The sequence below is a fragment of the Pseudomonas sp. Q12-87 genome, assembly GCF_001269755.1.
Lineage (GTDB): Bacteria > Pseudomonadota > Gammaproteobacteria > Pseudomonadales > Pseudomonadaceae > Aquipseudomonas > Aquipseudomonas fluorescens_S.
The window spans coordinates 31,849-51,619 of record NZ_LHVI01000037.1; the positions used below are offsets into that span (position 1 = coordinate 31,849).

The window sequence follows — 19,771 nt, forward strand, 5'->3', positions numbered from 1 at the left end:
GCCGATGGTCGACAAGAACCTGCAGGATTCATCCCTACCTCATTGGCCCGAGGCGGCCCAGACGCTCATGGCGTTGATGCACGCCCAAGGCGAAGTGGCGCGCCTGAGCGAGCGTGAGCAGCTGTTCAGCTCGTTGCTGGTCAGCGTCAACGCCGTGCTTTGGGCGTTCAATTGGGAAACCCGGCAAGTGCTCTATGTCAGCCCCGCCTACGAGCGCATCTTCGGTCGCCCCGCCGGGCTGGTGCTGGCGGACTTCAACGAATGGCGCGACGCAATCTATCCCGACGACCTGGAATACGCCGAACGAAGCCTGGCCGAAGTGCTGGTCAAAGGCGCCGTCGAGGACCGTGAGTACCGCATCATTGCCGCCGATGGCCAAGTTCGCTGGCTGAGCGATAAATGCTTCATCAACCGCAAGGACGAGCCGGGGCAACCGGTCATCGTGGTCGGGATCGCCGAGGACATCACCGAAAAGAAGCTGCTGGAAAGCGAACTGCAGCGACTGGCAACCACCGATGTGCTGACCCAAAGCAGCAATCGCCGCCATTTTTTCGAATGCGCCCACCGCGAGTTCGAACAGGCTCGGCTACAAGGGATTCCCATGGCGTTCCTGTTGCTGGACATCGATGATTTCAAGCTGATCAACGACACCTACGGTCACCAGGAAGGCGACACCGTGTTGCAGAAGATCGCCGAAAGCGGACGGTCGGTGCTCAGGCGCGGCGATCTGTTCGGGCGCATCGGTGGTGAGGAATTCGCCGCCGTATTCCCCGGCTGTGCCCCAGACATGGCCTTGCAAGTGGCCGAGCGGTTGCAGCGGGAAATCCAGCGTCTGATGTTTCGCTGCGGCGAGAAGAGCTTCGGCATCACCGTCAGCCAGGGCTTGACCAGCATCACCGCCGAGGACCAAAGCCTCGACAGCTTGTTCGCCCGCGCCGACGCCGCCATGTACGAAGCCAAGCGCCAGGGTAAAAACCGCATAATCGCCGCTTGAAAGAAAGATCCCCGTCATAGATTGACTGTGACAAGCGGGCTTGCTCGCGAATGCGGTTTCCCAGTGAAGCAGATGTCGACTGATATGCCGATTCGCGAGCAAACCCGCTCCACAGAGGTAGGCGGTGCCCTTACTTGCGGCGCAACCGCATCAGCTCCGGCAAGCCGATCTTCAGCAGACGTGCCGTGCGACCACGGGCCAGTTCTTCCAGCCCTTCATGGGCCGGCAGATGCGCCATCTGCGCCGCCATGTTCATGACCAGCGCTTCACGGGAATAAACCCCGCCGCCAAGGCCATAGACCGCCGCGATCAATTCTCGCAGCTCCAACGGCAGGCGCCAGCGGGCACGTAACGCCGAGCCGAAACTGGCGCCGAACTTGTCCAGCGAATCCCCCACCTCCTGCGGCTCATCCAGTTCGCCACCGGCCTGTTTCCATTCCTCCAGGCAGCGCAACAGCGCCAGGTCGCCCAAGCGATGCAGCAGGCCGGCGCAATAGCAGCGCTCTTGCTCCAGATCCAGCAGCCGGGCCATCGTCCGGGCATATTCGGCGGTGTGCAGCGACAGTTCCCAATAGCGCTCGGCATAGTCCGCCAGGCTCGGGACGCTGAGCCGAGCGCAACGTTTGAGGGTCAGGCCGAGGATCAGGTTCATGCTTTGCCCTGTACCGAGCTGATGCAGCGCCTGGGCCACGGTCTGGACAGCGCCGCCGCCCTGATGCTGGGCAGCACTGCTGGCCGCTGCGATCAGGACGGCGGTGATTTGCGGGTCGGTGCGGATCTCTTCTTCCAGCAGCTTCAGGTCCAGGCCGCCGGGGTTGAGGCTGCGTTTGACGGCAATTTGCACGTCGGTCATCAACGGCGCGCCTTCGGAGACATCGCGCCGCCGCTCCAGGAACGTGGCCAAGGTCAGGCCCGGTCCCGGGCTCGGCGCTTCGTTAGACGCTCGCTCACCGCCACCCAATAACAACCCCTGCAAACGCTGGATCAGGTTTTCCCGGCTCAGGGGCTTGGTCAAATATGCGGTCGGTGCCAGCGGCAAGATTTCGCGCACACTGGCGCTGTCGTTGCGCCGGCTCATCAGGATGAACGGCATCGGTGGGGTGCGATGCTGCTGGCGAAGGCCGCGCAGGATCGCCAGGCCATCGACACCTGGCAGTTCCCAATCGGCGATCACCAGGTCGTAAGGGTTGTTTGCCAGCAAATCCAAAGCCTGCTTGCCCTCGCCGCACGTATCCACCCGGGCATCACAACGCACAATCGACAACACCTGCTCAAGCAGCTCACAGGACGCCGGATCGGCCTCGGCGATCAACACGCGGGGTACAGCGGGTAAATCCACAGCAGCCATGCAGGACACTCCCTTGCGATACTTGCACCTTAGACCTTGCCGGCCGTTCCAGACAGCTCGAAATCCGCAGGGCAGCTTCGCGAATATGAAAAAACCCGCCAAAAGGCGGGTTTTTGTGGATCAGCGCACAGCCCAGGGGCTTAGAGCTCGGAGAAGCACTCTTCGATAATCGCCAGGCCCTTGTCCAGTTGCTCGTCCGGCGAGGTCAGCGGCACCAGCACCCGCAGAACGTTGCCGTAGGTGCCGCAGGACAGCAGGATCAGACCCTTGTCGCGAGCCTTGGCCACGACCTGGGCCACTGCTGCGGCGTTCGGCTTGTGGGAGTCACCGTTTTCGAACAGTTCGACGGCAATCATCGCGCCCAGGGCTCGAACTTCACCGATGACCGGGTACTTTTTCTGGATGGCCTTGAGGCCAGTCACCAAGCGCTCGCCTACAGCCTTGCAGCGATCCAGCAGATGCTCTTCTTCGAACACTTCCATCACCGCCAGCGCAGCCGCGCAAGCGATCGGGCTGCCCGCGTAGGTGCCGCCCAGGCCACCCGGAGCAATGGCATCCATGTATTCAGCCTTGCCGCAGACACCGGCCAACGGGAAGCCGCCGGCGATGGATTTGGCGAAGGTGGTCAGGTCCGCCGCAACGCCCATCTGCTCCATGGCGAAGAACGTGCCGGTACGGCCGGCGCCGGTCTGTACTTCGTCAGCGATCAGCAAGATGCCGTGCTGGTCGCACAGGGCGCGAAGGCGCTTCATGAATTCCTTGGGCGCCACATAGAAACCACCCTCGCCCTGTACCGGCTCGATGATGATTGCCGCGATGTCACGCGGTTCGGCGTCGTTCTTGAAGATGCGTTCAATGCTGGCAATGGAATCGTCGATGCTCACGCCGTGCAGTTCGTTCGGGTACAGCGCACGGAAGATACCGCCGGGCATCAGGCCCATGCCGGCCGAGTACGGCACGACTTTACCGGTCAGGCCCAGGGTCATCATGGTGCGACCGTGATAGGCACCTGTAAAGGCGATTACACCGGCACGGCCCGTAGCGGCGCGGGCGATCTTCACGGCGTTTTCCACCGCTTCGGAACCGGTGGTTACCAGCAGGGTTTTCTTGGCGAAGTCACCTGGTACCTTGGCGTTGATTTTTTCGCACAGTTCCACGTAGGGCTCGTAGGCCAGGACTTGGAAGCAGGTGTGGGTCAGCTTGTTCAGCTGTTCGGTCACGGCAGCGATGATTTTCGGGTGCACGTGGCCGGTGTTCAGCACGGCGATGCCGCCGGCGAAGTCGATGAATTCACGACCTTCAACGTCGGTTACCGTGGCGTTCTTCGCCGATTCGGCAAAGATCGGGTGGATCTGGCCGACACCGCGGGGTACGGCGGCTTCGCGGCGTTTCATCAGGGAAGCGTTGGTCTTGCTCATCAAATAGGTCCTCATTCGCAGCTCAGGGCGGCGTGGCGCAAGGAATACATGGCGGGGAGGCAACTGCGACAGCATGCGATGATCGACTGTCGCAGCGTTCCGGCCACAAGAAACAGAACGGTTGAAACACGCAAAGGGACAGCGCTCTCGTGCCCTTTGCGCTTGAAGCCAATCAGATACCCAGGCAGAGGTATTTGATTTCCAGGTAGTCCTCGATGCCGTACTTGGAGCCTTCACGGCCCAGGCCCGACGCCTTGATACCGCCAAACGGCGCGACTTCGTTGGAGATCAAACCGGTGTTGACGCCGACCATGCCGTATTCCAGGGCCTCGGCCACACGGAACACACGGCCCAGGTCGCGGGCATAAAAGTACGAGGCCAGGCCGAACTCGGTGTCGTTGGACATCGCGATCACTTCGGCTTCGTCTTTGAAGCGGAACAGCGGCGCCAGCGGGCCGAAGGTTTCTTCCTTCGCCACGGCAGCGTTCTTCGGCACGTTGGTCAGGATGGTCGGTTCGAAGAAGTTGCCTTCCATCGCCTTGCCGCCCGACAGGATGGTTGCGCCTTTGCTGACGGCATCCGCGATGTGTTCCTGCACCTTGGCGACCGCTTTCTCATCGATCAGGGGACCGGTGGTGGTGCCGTCATCCAGACCGTTGCCGATCTTGAGCTTGGCCACTGCGGCCTTGAGTTTTTCAGCGAACGCGTCGTACACCGAATCCTGGATGTACAGACGGTTGGCGCAGACGCAGGTCTGGCCATTGTTGCGGTATTTGGAAATGATCGCGCCTTCGACGGCCTTATCCAGGTCTGCGTCGTCGAACACGATGAACGGCGCGTTGCCGCCCAGTTCCAGGGAGACCTTCTTGATGTCCTTGGCGCATTCGGCCATCAGTTGGCGACCGATTTCGGTCGAGCCGGTGAAAGACAGTTTGCGCACGATCGGGTTACTGGTCAGCTCTCCACCGATGTCGCCGGCGCTGCCGGTGACTACGCTCAGTACGCCTTGCGGAATGCCGGCACGGTGCGCCAATTCCACCAAGGCCAGGGCCGAGAATGGGGTTTGCGATGCAGGCTTGATGACCATGGTGCAGCCGGCAGCCAAGGCCGGACCGGCCTTGCGGGTGATCATCGCGGCCGGGAAGTTCCATGGGGTAATGGCCGCGGTCACGCCGATCGGCTGCTTGATCACGATCAGGCGCTTGTCGGGCTGGTGGCCGGGGATCACATCGCCGTAGATGCGCTTGGCTTCCTCAGCGAACCATTCGATGAACGACGCCGCATAAACGATTTCGCCCTTGGCTTCGGCCAGCGGCTTGCCCTGTTCCAGCGTCATCAGGCGACCGAGGTCGTCCTGGTTTTCGATCAGCAATTCGTACCAGCGGCGCAGCTTGTTGGCGCGCTCCTTGGCGGTCAGCGCACGCCAGGCCGGCAACGCCTTGTCGGCGGCTTCAATCGCCCGGCGGGTTTCGGCAGCGCCCATTTTCGGTACCGTGCCCAATACTTCGCCCGTGGCCGGGTTGGTGACCTTGATCGTCTGACCATTGTCCGCATCGACCCAAGCGCCATCGATAAAGGCTTGCTGGCGGAACAACTGGGTGTCTTTAAGCTGCATGTCGGCTTTCCTTAACAGCACCGCGCGCGCGCGGAGCGAATTAGAGTTGTAGAAAGGCGCCTCGAGGGCTGCCGTCAGGGAAATCATTCACCGGGCTGAAGCACAGAAATAACGCACATAAGCACAGACGTGCGGTTCAGCACCCAGACAAGAGCGTTTGAAATCTCAAACGAATCCTAGGGCCGATAGGGGTGAAGGACAATAGGCTGTTCGAAAAAAAGAACAAAAAAGCCCCATTTGCCCGTTTTTTCTGATCAGCGTAGCCGATACCCGCGCAACGCCTGGAAAACAACGGCAAATCAGCAGCATGGACGCCCGCCATGCATATGAGTATCATGGCGCCCGCATTGCACCAGTAGCTCAGCTGGATAGAGTACTGCCCTCCGAAGGCAGGGGTCGTGGGTTCGAATCCCGCCTGGTGCACCACACATGGAAAATCAAAAGCCCCAGTCCTCACGGATTGGGGCTTTTTTTATGGAACTGTTTATTTCATAGGAACTTGTCCGCCTCCGGCAGACACTCAGTGGTCGAGATCGGCCTCGAGTTGTTCAGGAGCCGGCTCAATATCTCCTAAGGACTTCACCACAAGTCCGCATTTCTGAGCTTTGGAGTAAAGACCCACGTCATGAGTCCAGACCTCATCAGCGTTGGTTGCAAGGGCGGTCGCAATTATCTGGCGATCAAAACGTAACTTGGCTTTCGTTGCTGTCGGGTCAAGCACCTTCAGCTCGTTGTCATCTACCATACGAGCACATTCGACCGCAGCAATCTGATCGAACGATATGATTTCAAAACACGAAAAGCCGTTTATGACATCCAGATGGCTCTGGTGGAAATTCCGATCAATACCCACTAGATATTCAGCCAATGCAGGTGTTGGTATCAGCACCGTCCCACCTCTTGCGTCGACCATTTCGATTAGGGCCTCAGCCCTAGCCTCCGCCCTATCAACGTTATGTCCAGTGGCCGGATCAACCAAAACGATTCCGTCCTTTGCGTTTCCCAAGGCTTGGACGAGAACGTTGGTATCGAGAACTATGCGCACCTCATCCCCTTAGGTTCTGAATCGTTCCATGGGGATCATCCATCTCGCTCCAAGCGATACCACCCAATTCCTTGAGCTGGGTAACCGCACTACGCAAAGAGGTTTTTTCAAGCCTCTCGTAAGACTGAATGAACATTTTTCTCAGCCGCCAGCCACCATGCGGTCGACTTTCCCACTCACCCTTTCCATGAACGCGAACATACTTGAACAAGAGCTTGCCCAATTGCTCAGCCAATGCCGTATCGGCTTCACAAAGAAGAGTTTCGCCACCAGCACCCTCAAGCCGAACAGGAACCGTCTCGTCCTTTCCGCCAACGACATACAACCGCCCCTGAACGCTCCCTTGCTTGATGACGACCATGGGAGGAGGAGCAGTCTTTGCTTTGGGGAATTGGAGAATGTTCGCATCTGCGGCTTGCAAGACACCGTCCACTCGATCTTGCTCCATTAACGCAGAGAGTTGCAGGTACGCCTTCCTTGCGCGCTTGGGACCAACTCCTTGAGCGGCTTCACGCACTCTGTTCAGGACGTGTGGGTACTTGTCGTCTTCCACCCAAGTATTCAGGCAAACACAACCTTCGGTGACAGAGTCGAAATGAACATTATCTTGCGAGCCGAAAAGCTCTGCGAGCTCGCACAGATAATCCGTCAAGCGAGCCATAGAGAGCTTGCTTGGGTCGGTTCCGTCGAGTTCGAGCATCAGCTTTTTCATGCTGGCGAGTATAGTTGCGCTCATGTAATCCTGCTATGCCCGCATTTGTAACGCCACTCCCGAATGTCACCGCCTGGCCAGTGATTTTCCAGCCTTTGGATCAGTGGCGTTCCAATACCCAACCTTTATGCCCGAAGTTTCTATTTTGCGTTGGTTCGATCAACGTTTTTGCAACGCTTCCAACCGCGCCGGCAAGTCCTCTTTGGGGAAGCGCTGGTGCAGGATAAGCAGCTTTTCGTCAGCAGCCTTGGTCTGCTCCGCCTCACGCAAACGCAGGATTTCCATCAAGCCCTGCTCAAGCGATGGCGGTGCGGCGGGCGCGGATTTGCTCATTTTTGCCGCTGACTTCTCCGCCAGGGACTGCATCGGGCTTGCCGGGGCCCGGGCCAGTTCGCCTTGGGGTGCCATGCGGGTGGTCGGTGCAGGGGCGGGCATGGCCGGTGGCGGTGCAGCGGCAACGGCGGGCTCTTGCCGCTCGGCGGAAAAATCCATCGAGGCGGGTGAGGACAGCTTCTCTTGGGGCACGGGTGAGCGCAGCACCAGGCCAATCATCAGCGCCACACCGGCGACCGTGGCGAATGCCATCTGCCAGCGCGGCCGTTGGCAGGCCTGGAGCCAGCGCTGCCACAAGCTTGGCACGGGCGCCGGGGCTTCGCGGTGGGCAGCGGCCAGAATGAAAGCGTCCAAGGAGGCTGGCGGCTCGCCGCTGGCGTGTTGGCGGAAATGCTCGACCAGCAATTCGTCGTTGGGGTCCGGGGTGTGTTGGGAATCGATCATGCGGGTACCTCCTCGGCCAACAGTCGATGCAATTTCTGTTGGGCGTAACGCAAGCGGCTCTTGACCGTCTCCAGCGGGGCGCCGGTCAGGGCGGCGATTTGCGGCAACTCCAGGTCGCCATGCAGGCGCAGCAGGAAGACTTCGCGCTGATCCTCGGGCAAGACCTGCAACGCAGCGTCCAAGCGAGCCTGATCGCGGCTCAGGCTCAACTGCTGCTCGGGGCTGGCGCTGTCGTCGGGCTGGACGTGAAGGCGCTCATCGTAACTGTCGTGCAACGGGTTGTGGACGCCGTGCTTGCGCCAATGGTCGATCAAGCGGTTGCGGGCAATCTGGAACAACCAGGTACGAAAACTCGCTCGGCCTTGTGGCTGGCTGGCGCTGCGGATCAGGCTAAGCCAGGTTTCTTGGAAGACTTCCTCGGCCAGCTCGGCCTTGTTGCTCAAGGCCACGAGAAAACGATAAAGCCCCAGCCGATGACGGGCGTACAGGACTTCGAAAGAAGCCCCGTCACCGTTGCGGTAGCGGGCCAGCAGCGATTCATCGCTGGGAGGATCAAGCGCAGCGGGCATGTCGGTGACGAGCTCCTTTCGATGTTGAACACGGTCTTGCCGATTGCAAAGGATTCTGTGGGAGCCGGGCTTGCTCGCGAAGGCGGCGTGTCAGACGAAACTTTCCTACCTGACACATCGCCTTCGCAGGCAAGCCAGCTCCCATATTTTTATCCTCGTCGTGGTCAGAATCAGCGTTTAGCCGCAGGCTGAAGACTCTGGGCAAGCTCAACCAACTGCACAAACTCGGCCCGCAACCCGAACGGATCATCACCGCGGGCCGAGCGTGCCAATTGCGCGGTGTCCTTCAAACTCATCGAGCCAGTGTAACGCCCATCGCCCTTGAGCTGCTGGGCGAAAGCCGCCACGGCAGCCGAGAAGCGCAAGTCATCGCTGGTCTTGCCTTCGTCCTGCGTGCTGGCGATAGGATGTTCGATCAATCGGCTGCTGCCGCCTTCAGCGGGCTTGTAGCGTACGCGCAACATCGCCAATTCCCCCGCCTTGCCGTCCTGCTTCGGCGTGCTGGCGTAGCGCAGCGGCTCCAACCAGCCCTTCTCGCCCGCAGGGACAATTTCATACAACGCCGTCACCGTATGCCCGGCGCCGATTTCGCCCGCATCGACCTTGTCGTTGTTGAAATCCTCACGCTTGAGCGCGCGGTTCTCGTAACCCAACAGACGATACTCGCTGACCTGTGCGTGGTTGAATTCCACCTGCAATTTCACGTCCTGCGCCACCGTTGCCAGAGTAGAGCTGAGCTGGTCCACCAAGACCTTGCGCGCTTCGAGCAGGTTGTCGATGTAGGCATAGTTGCCGTTACCGGCATCGGCCAGTTGCTCCATCAGGTGTTCGTTGTAGTTATCCACGCCGAAGCCCAGCGTCGTCAGGGATACGCCGCTTTTGCGCTGGTCCACCGCCATCTGCTTGAGGCTGTCGAAATCACTGGTGCCGACGTTGAAGTCGCCGTCGGTGGCCAGCAGGATGCGGTTGATGCCTTTGTCGATAAAGCTCTCCCGGGCCATCTGATAAGCCAATTCGATACCCGACGCCCCAGCGGTGGAGCCTCCGGCATCGAGTTGGTCGATGGCGTTGCGGATCTTCACCTTGTCACGGCCCGAAGTGGGCTTGAGCACCACCCGGGATTCGCCGGCATAAACCACCAGGGATACGCGGTCCTGATCGCGCAATTGGTCCACCAGCAGTTTCAGCGTGCTCTTTACCAGTGGCAGGCCTTCGCGGCGGTCCATGGAGCCGGAAACGTCCACCAGGAATACCAGGTTGGCCGGGGCCAGGTCCGCCACGGCGCGGTCGCTCGCCTTGATGCCTATGCGCAACAAGCGGGTGTGGGGGTTCCACGGCGTCGGGGCCAGCTCGGTGGTCACGCCAAAGGGCGAGCCGTCAGTAGGTAGGGCGTAGTTGTACGAAAAGTAATTGACCATTTCCTCCAGCCTCACAGCCCCTTCGGGCGGCAGGCTGCCTTGAATGAGGAAACGGCGCACGTTGGCATAGCTGCCGGTATCGACATCTGCGCTGAAGGTGGAAACCGGCGTTTCGGCAACGCTATGGATGGGGTTGTCCGCCAGCTTGTCGTATAGCTCGCGCGATTCGGCACGGTCGTTCGCCGCAACAGCATCGTTCGCCACGCCAGGGGCGGGCATCGCGGCCGGCTTCAGGAGCATGCGCTTGGTCGTCGACTGGCGCACTTCGGCAATCTCGCCTTGCGGCACGACGCTGGGCGCCACCGCCAACGGTTCGGACGGCTCGGCAGCGTCCCGGGACGAAGACATTCCACAACCGGCCAGCGCCACTAGCAAAGTCACGGCGAAGCCCTGGGCAGCAGGACGCATAAAGGGGAGTGGACGGAACATGGGCTGAACCTCGTGAATGAATGATTCGTACACAAGCTCAGACGTACCCTGTCCGGCGTTCGGGTTAACCCTCAGAGAATATTTTTGCGAAGGGATCAGGCAAGGCGCTGACTACCCACTTTTTTGCCTCAAGTTACCGCCACCGAGGTCGAGACACTAAAGTGCCATCAATCCTATAAGGACATTCCGTGTTCAAAACATTCCTCAAGGCCACCGCCTTCGTCGCCACTCTGTCGATGACCGGTTGCGTGTCCTACACCGTCACCGGCCCAGTGGGCGCACCGCAGCACCCGGCTCCCGTCAGCAGCCCGCGCACCGCCCAAATCGCCGATGTCGCCGTGACCGCACCTGATGTCAACGATGCCAATCGCACGGCCATCAGCCGTTCGCTGACGGCCCAGCTCAATCAGTACGTGCAGACCGGCGGTTACTTCAAGCAGGTCACCGAGTACCCGACCCGTCTGGGCGAGAACGACGTGCTGTTGAAGTTCAACATGACCTCGCTCAAAGGCCATCGCGGCGTGCATCCAGGCTATGTGCCTGGCGCACTGCTGACACTGACTCTCTGGATCTGGGTAAACGGCCCTATCAATGTCGACAGCTACGACGTCGCCGGGAACCTGACCATCGTCGACCGTGACGGCAAAGAACTGGCCGCAGCCAAGGAAGAGATCAAGCTCGAGCGCAACGTAGGCCTGTACGGCCGCGAATATTGGGCCCCGACCATGGGCGCCAAGGAACTGAATCAGCTGGTGGCGCAACTTCTGGACAACGCTACCGCGCGCTTGGCGAAACAATAATTTTCAGGAGCAACACATGATGGGTTTCATCAAACACAGCCTGGTGCTTGCCGCCGTCCTGCTGACCGGTTGCGTGTCCTATTCGCAACATGAATTGCCCGACGTGAAGACCTGGCCGCCGGTCGCCGCCGCACCCACGGCAAAACCCAGCGCCTTCCTGCGCACGACCGCACAGAACCAGGTCAACAGTGGCCCAGCCGTTGCCGCCTCGGGCGCCCAGGCCACCGCGTGGGAAACGTCGGTGCTTGAGACCTTCCGCGACTCCGGACGCTTCGCCCGAGTCAGCACCGCCAAGGTCGACTCGGATATCTACGCCGAAGCCACCCTGCGCAACAACGAACAGTTCAGCATGGCCTCGGCCATCATCACCGGGGCGACCTTCTTCGTGATCCCGTCCACGAGCGAGAACACCTTTACCCTCGAAACGGTGTTCAAGGACAAGGATGGCAAGGAGCTGGGGCGCGTGCAGAAGAGTGAATCGGTTCGCACCTGGATGCACTTGGTGCTGATCTTTGGCATTCCGTTCCAGCAGGACACCCGCGACGTAGTGCAGGCGCTGACGCGCAGTACGCTGGATGAGGCGGTACAGCGGCAGTTGCTGTAACCGATTGCTCCCGCAACGGCGCAGGCATCGTGGCGAGGGACCTTGCTCCCGATTGAGTGCGAAGCACTCATATAAATGGGGTCTGCTGCGCAGCCCAGCGGGAGCAAGCTCCCTCGCCACGGGGTCATTCCAATCTTGGAGCGTATTGCGGCCGGGCTTTACTGAGCCTCAATTTCCACCACTGTTTTGCCTTTCCCCCGCCCCTCGGCTACCTGCGCAAAGGCCTCATTGACATCGCCCAGGCCAAACCGGGCTGGATCGACCTTGATCCGCAACGCTCCGGCTTCGACCAACGCCGCTGCCTCCCGCAAAATGTGGCCGTGGTGCTCGCGCCCCTTGCCGGTCAGCAGCGGCATCAAGGTGAACACTCCGGAATAGCTCGCTCCTCGAAACGACAGCGGCGCCAGACTGTGTTGCCCCCAGCCGAGGCAACTGAGCACATGGCCGGTGTAGGTTTTCACCGCGTTGAACGATGCATCCAGGGTCGGTCCACCGACGGTGTCGTAGACGATGTCGAAGCCCTCGCCATCGGTATGCAGGCGTACATAGCTTTCGACATCCTGGGTGCGGTAGTCGATGGGGGTTGCGCCCAGTTCGCGAATGAAGTCCAGACTGCTGGCCGAGCCGGTGGCGTAGACCTCGGCGCCACGGGCCTTGGCGATTTGCACGGCCATTTGGCCGACACCGCCCGCGCCGCCGTGGATCAACACTTGCTGGCCCTCCCGGACATTGGCACGGTCAACCAACCCTTCCCAAGCGGTGATGAAGACCAGTGGCAACGCCGCCGCTTCACGCATGCTCAATGCCTGGGGCTTGAGCGCAATCAGGCGGGCATCGACGACGATGTATTCAGCCAGGGCACCTTGGACGCCGCCGATTCCGCCAGCCATCCCGAATACCTCATCGCCAAGGGCGAAATCGTTCACACCTTCCCCCAGCTCGATCACTGTGCCGGCCAGGTCGATGCCCAGTACGGCGGGCAATGGCTGGCGGGCATGAGCACCGCCGCCCATCGCGATCTTGGTGTCCAGCGGGTTGATACCTACAGCATGAACCTTGATCGATACCTGCCCCTTGCCGGGCACGGGGCGAGGCATGTGGCGAACGGCCAGAGGGGCTTGGGCGGTTTCGGCAACGGCGGCGAGCATGGTGTTGTTCATGACGGTGAACCTCCAATGAGTGGGTGAGTTCATATTGCGGTCGCCGTTGCATTCCGATAAGTAAGCAACAATGAATAGAATTTATTCCACGAAGAGGCCAAATCCTTATGGATCTGTTCGAGGCAATGCAAATGTTCGTGCGGGTGGTGGAGCGCGGCTCGTTCTCGGCCGTCGCCAGGGAGCTGAACCTGGGCCAACCAGCGGTGAGCAAACAGATCCGCGCGTTGGAACAGTATCTGGGCGGAGCGTTGCTTGCCCGCAGCACCCGCCAGCTCTCGCTGACCGACCAGGGCCAGCGCTTCTACATCGAGAGCAAGGAAATACTCGCCAGCCTGGACAGCGCCCGACTCAGTTTCGCCAACGGGCAGGAACAGATCGCCGGGCCCCTGCGCGTGGCGGCGCCGGTAAGTTTCGGGAGGCTGTGCATCGCACCTTTGGTCGGCGAGTTCCTGGCGCGTCATCCGCAGGTGCGTATCGACCTGAGGCTGAGCGATCAAAACGAGGATGTGCTCAAGGAAAACATCGACCTCGCCATTCGCATCGGCGTGGTGAAGAGCGAAGGGCTGGTGGCCGTGTCACTCGGCGACAGCCCACGCCGCGTCTACGCCTCCCCCGCGTATCTGCAACAGCAGGGCACGCCCCTCGAACCCGCCGACCTGGCCCGCCATAACTGCTTGGCTTTCACGCTGCTGGAACACTACGACGTCTGGCGATTCGACCAGGATGGCAAACAGCACAGCGTGACGATTGGGGGCAACATAACCAGCAACAGCAGCGAGGCCATCCGGGAAATGGTGCTATCGGGGCTGGGTGTTTCGCTTTCCCCCCAGTGGTTGTTCGCCGCCGACATTCGCCAGGGAACCGTGTCGGAACTGCTTGCCGACTACCAGCCAATGCCGCTGCCCATCAGCGCGGTATTCAGCCACGACCGCCGCCGCTCGGCACGAACCCGCGCGTTTGTGGATTTTCTGCGGGAGCGGCTTTAAAGCCCGACTCGCAGGGCGCGCCTCAAGCAAGCTCAGGACTCACACACCAAGGACGACCGCGCCGACTTGGTGTCCCGCGCCGGAAAATACATCGCCGCCGCCATCCCAACGCCCCCCATCACAGCGCAATACCCCACGCACACCCACGGGCTCCACGGCACCAGCGCAATCAGCAACAACGGCGTCATGCTGGCCCACAGCGCGTAGGCGATGTTGTAGGTGAACGAGATGCCCGACACGCGGATTTTGGGTGGGAACAGGCTGACCATCACCGAAGGCACCGCGCCAACCACGCCGCAACCCAGGCCGGCCACGGCGTAGGCCAGGCCCAGCCAGGCGCCGCCACTGATCAGGCTGGCGTAGAGCACGCCGATGCCCAGGGGCAGTAACAGACTGTAGAGCATGACGGTGCGCCACGCGCCGATGCGGTCGACGACAAGGCCGGCCAGGACACAGCCGATGTTCAGGAAGACGATGCCCAGGCTGCTCAGGGCGAAGGTGTGGCCGGGGGTCATGCCGAAGCTCTTTTGCATCACGGTCGGGGTGATGACCACGAACACCACTACGGCGGAGGTCAGCACGCAAGTCAGGATGACGGCGGGGAGCAAGGCCTGCCGGTGGTCCCGCAGGACCGTGCGCAGCGGCAATTCCGCCGCGTCTTCGCGATTGGCTTGCAGGGCCACGAAGATTGGCGTTTCGCTCAGCCAGCGGCGCAGCCAGACGCCAAGCACGCCGAAGACACCGCCCAGCAGAAAAGGCAGGCGCCAGGCGTAATCGAGAATCTCCTGCGGCGTGTAGATCCGCGCCAGCGCCGTGGCAGTCAAGGCGCCCAGCAAGTAGCCGAACGTGAGGCCGGCCTGGAGGAAGCCCAGGGCGTAGCCGCGGTGATGCAGCGGCGCATGCTCGGCCACGAACACCCAGGCACTGGGCACTTCACCGCCCACCGCGGCGCCCTGCAGGATGCGCAACGCCAGCAACAGCAACGGGGCGAAATATCCGATTTGCGCGTAGGTCGGCATCACGCCGATGAGCAGGCATGGCAAGGCCATCATCAGGATGCTCAGGCTGAACACCCGTTTGCGCCCCAGGCGATCGGCAAAGTGCGCCATCAAGATGCCGCCCAGCGGCCGGGCCAGGTAACCCGTGGCGAAAATCCCGAAGCTTTGCAGCAAGCGCAGCCAATCAGGCATTTGCGGCGGGAAGAACAACTGGCTGAGGGTCAGCGCGAAGAATACGAAGACGATGAAGTCGTAGATCTCCAGCGCGCCGCCCAAGGCCGCGAGGCCCAGGGTCCTGTAGTCGGATCGGCTGAAGCGTTCGCCTGGTAGATGAGTGGTGGCAGTCATAGGCAGATTTTGAACAAAAGGTTGTGAAAGGGAGATAACTCAGTCGTCACGACCGTTATCCAAAGGCTCAGCCGGCGGTTGGCCTGGCGCGGCGTCTTCGGCCTCGTCGGCAGGCAAGAAGTCCTTGCGGCTCTGGGCGATAGCCCGGCGTATTTCGTCACCCTTGGTGGGGCAGTTCAGGAGGCGGGCGATGCCGTCGGGTTTCTGCGTCATCGCCTTCCTCCGGCATGAGTGGACAGGGGCTCGATAGTGCTCGCTTTTGGCCCATCATGCCAATTTTGTAGTTAGGGCTGCCTTGCAGCCCAGCAGGAGTTTGCGTTGCCTGGCTTAGCGGTGGTAGCGGCGCACTACGCTGCTGTTGCGCAGGACATGGCCGTTGATCTTTTCCATCAGTTGAGCGCGTGTCAGGCCGGCAGGCAGCGCATCCGGCGGCAGGTCCAAGGCAAAGAGCTGGATCAAGTAATGATGGGCGCTGTCGCCGATGGGCGGGCAAGGACCGATGTAGCCGTGGGTGTTCTTGCTGTTGATACCGGTCATGCCTTCCAGCGCAGGCTTGGTGCCCGCACCTGCCGGAATCTGCCGCGTGGAGGCCTTGATGCCGTAATAGACCCAGTGGTCGACGCCCTGCCCCCTTTGGCCGTCCGGGTCCAACATGACGATGGCATAGCTCAGGGTACCGGGCGGCCCGGCGTTCCAGCTCAGGGCCGGGGAAATATTCTTGCCGCCACAATTGTTGGCATCGCTGGCCGCCGCAGCGGTGAACAGGCGGTCGTCCGACACGCCGGGGATGTTAAGGGTGAAACGCTCCTCGGCCTGGGCAACCCCTTGTGCGCACAGCACCAGGGCGACGGCCGCCAGCCAGGAAGTTGGGGAGTTCAATCGGGTCATACCGGGCACCTTGTGCGGATCAGGCCATGGACGGCATGCGAACTATAGCCGCAGCGCCCGAAAGGTTGCAGTGACAATTATGCTGAACCTCACGGCGTTGCGCCGACTCCAACGGGAAACGCCTGCCGGAGACCGACCATGCCACTGCATCAAGTCGCCCGCCTCGCCGATGTGCGCGAAGATCGCGGCCTGGAAGTCAGCATCGACGACAAGCCTATCCTGCTGCTGCGCTCAGGCGGCCAGGTGCGCGCCTTCCAGGGCAAATGCCCACATGCCGGCGCGCCCCTGGCCAAGGGCGCGGTATGCCATGGGCGGTTGATCTGCCCTTGGCACAAGGCTGCGTTCCGGGCCGAAGACGGCGCCCTGTGCGAGCCGCCGGCCCTCGACAGCCTGGAGCGCTATCACGTAGAGATACGCGACAGCGAAGTCTGGGTCGATGACCAACCGTTGCCGTCCGAACGAATCCCGCCGGCCGATGATCCACGGACCTTCGCCATCATCGGGGCCGGGGCAGCCGGCACGGCTTGCGCGGCGGCGTTGCGCGAGAAGGGTTTTGGCGGGCGCATCCAGCTGATCGACCGTGAAGCCGAGGCCGGATACGACCGCACGGTGCTGAGCAAATACGTGTTGGCCGGCGACATGGCACTCGACAAGACCCCGCCGCTGCGCGATGAAACGTATTACACCCAGCAACGCATCGAGAGAATTCGCGCAGAGGTCACGCATCTGGATTCCAAGACCCGACAGATCCAGCTCGGCGATGGTCAGCGCTTGGGCTATGACGCGGTGCTCATTGCTACAGGTGGGGTTCCCAAGACACCAGACCTGCCCGGTATCGATTTACCGCAGGTCTTCGTGCTGCGCTCGATAGACCATACCCGGCAGATCCTCGACAGCGCTCAGCCGGGACAACGAGCGGTGATCATCGGCGACAGTTTTATCGCCATGGAAGTCGCCTCGTCACTGCGCAAGCGCGAGCTGAGCGTCACCGTGCTGGCCCGGCATGCGGTGCCGTTCGCCGCGCAGCTGGGGGACAGCATCGGCAAGGCAATATTGGCCCGACATCGGGCCAACGGCGTGGTGTACCACAGCGATGGCGAAGCAGTGCGGATCGAGGGCACGGACAAAGTCGAAGCCGTGGTGCTGGATAACGGCCAGCGCTTTGCCACAGACCTGGTCATCATCGGCGTCGGCGTGCGACCCGCCACCGAGCCGTTTTCGGGCTTGCCACGGGAACAGGATCAGTCACTGACCGTGGATGCCGGCATGCGCGTCACCGACGGTGTATGGGCGGTCGGCGATATCGCGACGTTTCCCCTCAGCGGCCAGCCGCAGCGCATCGAACATTGGCGCCTGGCCCAGCAACAGGCGCGCATCGCCGCAGCGAACATGCTCGGTGGCGAGGAACACTACCTGGATGTGCCGTTTTTCTGGACCTATCACTTCGGCAAGCGCTACGACTACCTCGGCCATGCCGAGCAATGGGATGAAGTGGAGTTCAAGGGCACGCCCGAACATCCACCCTTTATCGCGCTGCTGGGCAAAAACGGCCTGGTCGCCGCCGCGGTGGCCTGCGATGAAGGCCGGGCCATGGCCGCGCTGGCACAGCGCATGAAACAACCGCTGCCGCTGGACGAGGCGTGGCGCTTGGTGCGGGATTTTTCGTCTTAGTATTGCTGTTGGCTGACCACCGCAATCGCGAGCAAGCTCGCTCCCACATTGGCTCTGGTTGGCCACGATATCCGCGACTAATCAGTTCTCTGGGGAGCGAGCTTGCTCGCGATGGCGTCCGCTCAGCGTGCCTCAATGCACGGACTGATCAGCCGGCAAGTGGATCACCCGTGGCCGTTCCAGCGGTGCCAGGGGCGGTGGCTGCAACTCAGGGCCGAGCAGATGGAAATGCGGCACGACATGGCTGATGTCGCCATCCTGATTGTTATGGATGATCTTCGAGCCAGGTTGGCGCAACGTATCCAGGCGTCCATCGGTCAATTTGAAACTGTCGCTGAGGCCTTGGTCGTCCACCACCGGAGCCGGCAGTCGACGCTGGGCGAAGCTGCGGCTTTTACGCTGCTGATAACGCGCCCAGGCGATCAGGACGACCGCGTTGACCAACGCAATCCAGCCGTAGATTTGCAGCGTCCCGAGGGTGTCGAAGGCCGAGCCGCCGAGTCGCGGGCCGGCGTGGCTGTCGAACAGCGGCCACAATCCACTAACCAGCAGGTACAGCAACCCAACCCACGCCAACACCGTAAACAGCACATCGATGACCACCAGGAAGGGCCGTTGCCGGGTCCGGATAATTTTCATCGGATGACTTCCTCTTCCTGATCGTCGAACGGTTTGATCCCGCGGTCCGGGCTGACCCAACGCGCACGCTTCTGATGCTGCCCGAACAGCACTTTTGGAAAGCTCACCAGGGTGGTGAACAGGCTGATCAGCCAGAACACCAATGGGTACCAGACCACCCAGAACATGATGTGCCACAAGCCTTTTTCGTAGCGCCGATCGATCAGGATGCTTACCGCGAACTGCAACAGGCACACCACTGCCAGCAACAGCCCGGTGAAGGCCGGCGGCATGAGGTGATCCACCGCGATAGCGGCCGGCATCTCGACGAATTTACCGGCACCCCAGAAGATCACCGACAGCAGGAAGGTGAATGCCCAGCCGGTGGACAGGCAATATTCGAACAGCAGCGGCCACAGATAGCGGTGGCGGTATTGCCAGATGCCTCGGATGTTCTTGAACAGCACCTCGGCGCCACCCTGGGCCCAACGTAGCCGCTGCCGCCACAAGCCACGCAGGGTTTCGGGCATGAGAATCCAGCACAGCGCCCGAGGCTCGTAGAAAATGCTCCAGTGGTCCAGCTGCAGCTTCCAACTGATGTCGATGTCTTCGGTGATCATGTCCGGACTCCAGTAGCCAACCCGGTGCAGGGCCGTGCGACGGAACGCGACGATGACGCCGGAGACGGTAAAGATCCGTCCGAAAACCCGCTGGGTGCGCTTGATCAGGCCGATGATCGAGGAGAATTCGCCGACCTGGACCCGGCCCACCAAAGTAGAACGGGTGCGAATGCGCGGGTTGCCGGTCACCGCGCCGAGGCGGGCGTTGTCGAGCATCGGCGCCACCAGATAGGCGCACGTGTTGGGTGCCAGCAATGCGTCCCCATCGATGCACACCAAATATTCACTGCGCGCAGCGATGGCGCCCATACGCAGGGCCACGGCTTTGCCCTGGTTTTCTGCCAAGTGCAGCACCCGCAGGCGCGGATCCTCGGCGGCCAGTTGGTCGAGCATCTGGGCGGTGTTGTCCTTCGAGCCGTCGTTGATTGCGATGACTTCGATGTTCGGGTAGTGCTGGCCCAGCGCCGCGTGGATGGTGTCGACGACGTTGTCACCTTCGTTGAAGCAAGGAACCAGGATGCTGATCAGCGGCTCGCCGGCCAACGGCGGTGGCAAGGTGTCGTCCTTCCATGGCCAATGGCGCTCCCAGTGCAGCCAGAAATACAGGCCGCCGGCGATCCACAGCCCGGACATGAACAATGGGTAAAAGAACACGAAGTCCATCAGGAATTGCCCGGTGACCAGGAAGATCAGGCCCAGGGGCACCCCAAGGACGATCGCCAGCACCAGCAGGGCGAGCAGTCTGTCGAGCAT

The 19,771-nt window shown here is 61.3% G+C and carries 19 protein-coding genes and 1 tRNA gene; 6 read left to right on the plus strand and 14 right to left on the minus strand.

Features of this window, described 5'->3' with window-relative positions:
* The first annotated feature begins 4 nt into the window (after window positions 1–4).
* Window positions 5–994 carry a sensor domain-containing diguanylate cyclase gene (locus AD663_RS27160; protein ID WP_003186973.1) on the plus strand — a complete coding sequence of 330 codons (990 nt, stop codon included), beginning with the start codon at window positions 5–7 and terminating at the stop codon, window positions 992–994.
* Window positions 995–1,124: 130 nt separating this feature from the next.
* Here the strand turns inward: AD663_RS27160 and AD663_RS27165 are convergent, their stop codons facing one another.
* The 3 genes from AD663_RS27165 to gabD all read right to left on the minus strand — a co-directional run bounded on the left by AD663_RS27165 (window position 1,125) and on the right by gabD (window position 5,375).
* Entirely contained in the window at window positions 1,125–2,342 is a 1,218-nt protein-coding gene (locus AD663_RS27165) for an HDOD domain-containing protein (protein WP_003186975.1), read from the minus strand.
* 140 nt (window positions 2,343–2,482) lie between these two features.
* Window positions 2,483–3,760: a 4-aminobutyrate--2-oxoglutarate transaminase gene (gene gabT / locus AD663_RS27170; protein ID WP_003186977.1), complete on the minus strand. Its 1,278-nt coding sequence runs from the start codon at window positions 3,758–3,760 to the stop codon at window positions 2,483–2,485.
* 172 nt (window positions 3,761–3,932) lie between these two features.
* Entirely contained in the window at window positions 3,933–5,375 is a 1,443-nt protein-coding gene (gene gabD, locus AD663_RS27175; protein ID WP_003186978.1) for an NADP-dependent succinate-semialdehyde dehydrogenase, read from the minus strand.
* A gap of 349 nt (window positions 5,376–5,724) precedes the next feature.
* Between gabD and AD663_RS27180 the strand changes: the two genes are divergently transcribed.
* Window positions 5,725–5,801: transfer RNA gene (locus AD663_RS27180), tRNA-Arg, on the plus strand.
* Window positions 5,802–5,895: 94 nt separating this feature from the next.
* Here AD663_RS27180 and AD663_RS27185 read toward each other — a convergent pair.
* The 5 genes from AD663_RS27185 to AD663_RS27205 form a co-directional block, all read right to left on the minus strand.
* On the minus strand, window positions 5,896–6,420 hold the full coding sequence (locus tag AD663_RS27185; RefSeq protein WP_033046350.1) for a PIN domain-containing protein: 525 nt from the start codon (window positions 6,418–6,420) through the stop codon (window positions 5,896–5,898).
* Between the two features lies 1 nt (window position 6,421).
* Complete coding sequence (locus tag AD663_RS27190; protein ID WP_003186980.1) at window positions 6,422–7,156, minus strand: hypothetical protein; 735 nt, start codon at window positions 7,154–7,156, stop codon at window positions 6,422–6,424.
* A gap of 135 nt (window positions 7,157–7,291) precedes the next feature.
* Window positions 7,292–7,909 (minus strand): hypothetical protein, encoded by a 618-nt coding sequence (locus tag AD663_RS27195; protein WP_053214861.1) that lies wholly within the window; start codon window positions 7,907–7,909, stop codon window positions 7,292–7,294.
* Window positions 7,906–8,478 (minus strand): RNA polymerase sigma factor, encoded by a 573-nt coding sequence (locus tag AD663_RS27200; protein WP_003186983.1) that lies wholly within the window; start codon window positions 8,476–8,478, stop codon window positions 7,906–7,908. Before AD663_RS27200 ends, AD663_RS27195 begins: the two co-directional genes overlap by 4 nt.
* A 170-nt stretch (window positions 8,479–8,648) precedes the next feature.
* The gene (locus tag AD663_RS27205) at window positions 8,649–10,325 is read right to left on the minus strand and encodes a VWA domain-containing protein (protein ID WP_053214862.1); all 1,677 of its coding nucleotides are present in this window, start codon (window positions 10,323–10,325) and stop codon (window positions 8,649–8,651) included.
* A 236-nt stretch (window positions 10,326–10,561) separates the two neighbouring features.
* Here AD663_RS27205 and AD663_RS27210 point away from each other — a divergent pair, with 236 nt between their 5' ends.
* Both AD663_RS27210 and AD663_RS27215 read left to right on the plus strand, forming a co-directional pair.
* Entirely contained in the window at window positions 10,562–11,125 is a 564-nt protein-coding gene (locus AD663_RS27210; RefSeq protein ID WP_371261254.1) for a hypothetical protein, read from the plus strand.
* A 16-nt stretch (window positions 11,126–11,141) separates the two neighbouring features.
* Window positions 11,142–11,729 carry a hypothetical protein gene (locus AD663_RS27215; RefSeq protein ID WP_003186988.1) on the plus strand — a complete coding sequence of 196 codons (588 nt, stop codon included), beginning with the start codon at window positions 11,142–11,144 and terminating at the stop codon, window positions 11,727–11,729.
* Between the two features lie 158 nt (window positions 11,730–11,887).
* On the opposite strand, the gene AD663_RS27220 is transcribed toward AD663_RS27215, so the two are convergent.
* Window positions 11,888–12,889: a zinc-dependent alcohol dehydrogenase family protein gene (locus AD663_RS27220; protein WP_033046351.1), complete on the minus strand. Its 1,002-nt coding sequence runs from the start codon at window positions 12,887–12,889 to the stop codon at window positions 11,888–11,890.
* 107 nt (window positions 12,890–12,996) lie between these two features.
* Here AD663_RS27220 and AD663_RS27225 point away from each other — a divergent pair, with 107 nt between their 5' ends.
* A complete protein-coding gene (locus AD663_RS27225) occupies window positions 12,997–13,875 on the plus strand; it encodes a LysR family transcriptional regulator (protein WP_003186991.1) in 879 nt (292 codons plus the stop codon).
* Between the two features lie 32 nt (window positions 13,876–13,907).
* Here AD663_RS27225 and AD663_RS27230 read toward each other — a convergent pair whose 3' ends face one another.
* From AD663_RS27230 to AD663_RS27235, 3 genes are all read right to left on the minus strand, one after another.
* Entirely contained in the window at window positions 13,908–15,221 is a 1,314-nt protein-coding gene (locus AD663_RS27230) for an MFS transporter (RefSeq protein WP_003186992.1), read from the minus strand.
* A gap of 39 nt (window positions 15,222–15,260) precedes the next feature.
* Window positions 15,261–15,434 carry a hypothetical protein gene (locus AD663_RS29155; protein ID WP_003186993.1) on the minus strand — a complete coding sequence of 58 codons (174 nt, stop codon included), beginning with the start codon at window positions 15,432–15,434 and terminating at the stop codon, window positions 15,261–15,263.
* Window positions 15,435–15,548: 114 nt separating this feature from the next.
* Window positions 15,549–16,109, minus strand: coding sequence for a YbhB/YbcL family Raf kinase inhibitor-like protein (locus tag AD663_RS27235; protein ID WP_003186994.1), 561 nt, complete (start codon window positions 16,107–16,109; stop codon window positions 15,549–15,551).
* Window positions 16,110–16,247: 138 nt separating this feature from the next.
* Between AD663_RS27235 and AD663_RS27240 the strand changes: the two genes are divergently transcribed.
* On the plus strand, window positions 16,248–17,780 hold the full coding sequence (locus tag AD663_RS27240) for an FAD-dependent oxidoreductase (RefSeq protein ID WP_003186996.1): 1,533 nt from the start codon (window positions 16,248–16,250) through the stop codon (window positions 17,778–17,780).
* A gap of 132 nt (window positions 17,781–17,912) precedes the next feature.
* Here the strand turns inward: AD663_RS27240 and pgaD are convergent, their stop codons facing one another.
* Entirely contained in the window at window positions 17,913–18,419 is a 507-nt protein-coding gene (gene pgaD / locus AD663_RS27245; protein WP_003186997.1) for a poly-beta-1,6-N-acetyl-D-glucosamine biosynthesis protein PgaD, read from the minus strand.
* Window positions 18,416–19,771, minus strand: coding sequence for a poly-beta-1,6-N-acetyl-D-glucosamine synthase (gene pgaC, locus AD663_RS27250; RefSeq protein WP_003186999.1), 1,356 nt, complete (start codon window positions 19,769–19,771; stop codon window positions 18,416–18,418). Before pgaC ends, pgaD begins: the two co-directional genes overlap by 4 nt.

Coding starts and splice junctions, on each gene's coding strand:
- AD663_RS27160 (WP_003186973.1), top strand. CDS start 5: ATGGTCGACAAGAACCTGCAGGATTCATCCCTACCTCATTGGCCCGAG.
- AD663_RS27165 (WP_003186975.1), bottom strand. CDS start 2,342: ATGGCTGCTGTGGATTTACCCGCTGTACCCCGCGTGTTGATCGCCGAG.
- gabT (WP_003186977.1), bottom strand. CDS start 3,760: ATGAGCAAGACCAACGCTTCCCTGATGAAACGCCGCGAAGCCGCCGTA.
- gabD (WP_003186978.1), bottom strand. CDS start 5,375: ATGCAGCTTAAAGACACCCAGTTGTTCCGCCAGCAAGCCTTTATCGAT.
- AD663_RS27190 (WP_003186980.1), bottom strand. CDS start 7,156: ATGAGCGCAACTATACTCGCCAGCATGAAAAAGCTGATGCTCGAACTC.
- AD663_RS27195 (WP_053214861.1), bottom strand. CDS start 7,909: ATGATCGATTCCCAACACACCCCGGACCCCAACGACGAATTGCTGGTC.
- AD663_RS27200 (WP_003186983.1), bottom strand. CDS start 8,478: ATGCCCGCTGCGCTTGATCCTCCCAGCGATGAATCGCTGCTGGCCCGC.
- AD663_RS27205 (WP_053214862.1), bottom strand. CDS start 10,325: ATGTTCCGTCCACTCCCCTTTATGCGTCCTGCTGCCCAGGGCTTCGCC.
- AD663_RS27210 (WP_371261254.1), top strand. CDS start 10,562: ATGACCGGTTGCGTGTCCTACACCGTCACCGGCCCAGTGGGCGCACCG.
- AD663_RS27215 (WP_003186988.1), top strand. CDS start 11,142: ATGATGGGTTTCATCAAACACAGCCTGGTGCTTGCCGCCGTCCTGCTG.
- AD663_RS27220 (WP_033046351.1), bottom strand. CDS start 12,889: ATGAACAACACCATGCTCGCCGCCGTTGCCGAAACCGCCCAAGCCCCT.
- AD663_RS27225 (WP_003186991.1), top strand. CDS start 12,997: ATGGATCTGTTCGAGGCAATGCAAATGTTCGTGCGGGTGGTGGAGCGC.
- AD663_RS27230 (WP_003186992.1), bottom strand. CDS start 15,221: ATGACTGCCACCACTCATCTACCAGGCGAACGCTTCAGCCGATCCGAC.
- AD663_RS29155 (WP_003186993.1), bottom strand. CDS start 15,434: ATGACGCAGAAACCCGACGGCATCGCCCGCCTCCTGAACTGCCCCACC.
- AD663_RS27235 (WP_003186994.1), bottom strand. CDS start 16,109: ATGACCCGATTGAACTCCCCAACTTCCTGGCTGGCGGCCGTCGCCCTG.
- AD663_RS27240 (WP_003186996.1), top strand. CDS start 16,248: ATGCCACTGCATCAAGTCGCCCGCCTCGCCGATGTGCGCGAAGATCGC.
- pgaD (WP_003186997.1), bottom strand. CDS start 18,419: ATGAAAATTATCCGGACCCGGCAACGGCCCTTCCTGGTGGTCATCGAT.
- pgaC (WP_003186999.1), bottom strand. CDS start 19,771: ATGCTCGACAGACTGCTCGCCCTGCTGGTGCTGGCGATCGTCCTTGGG.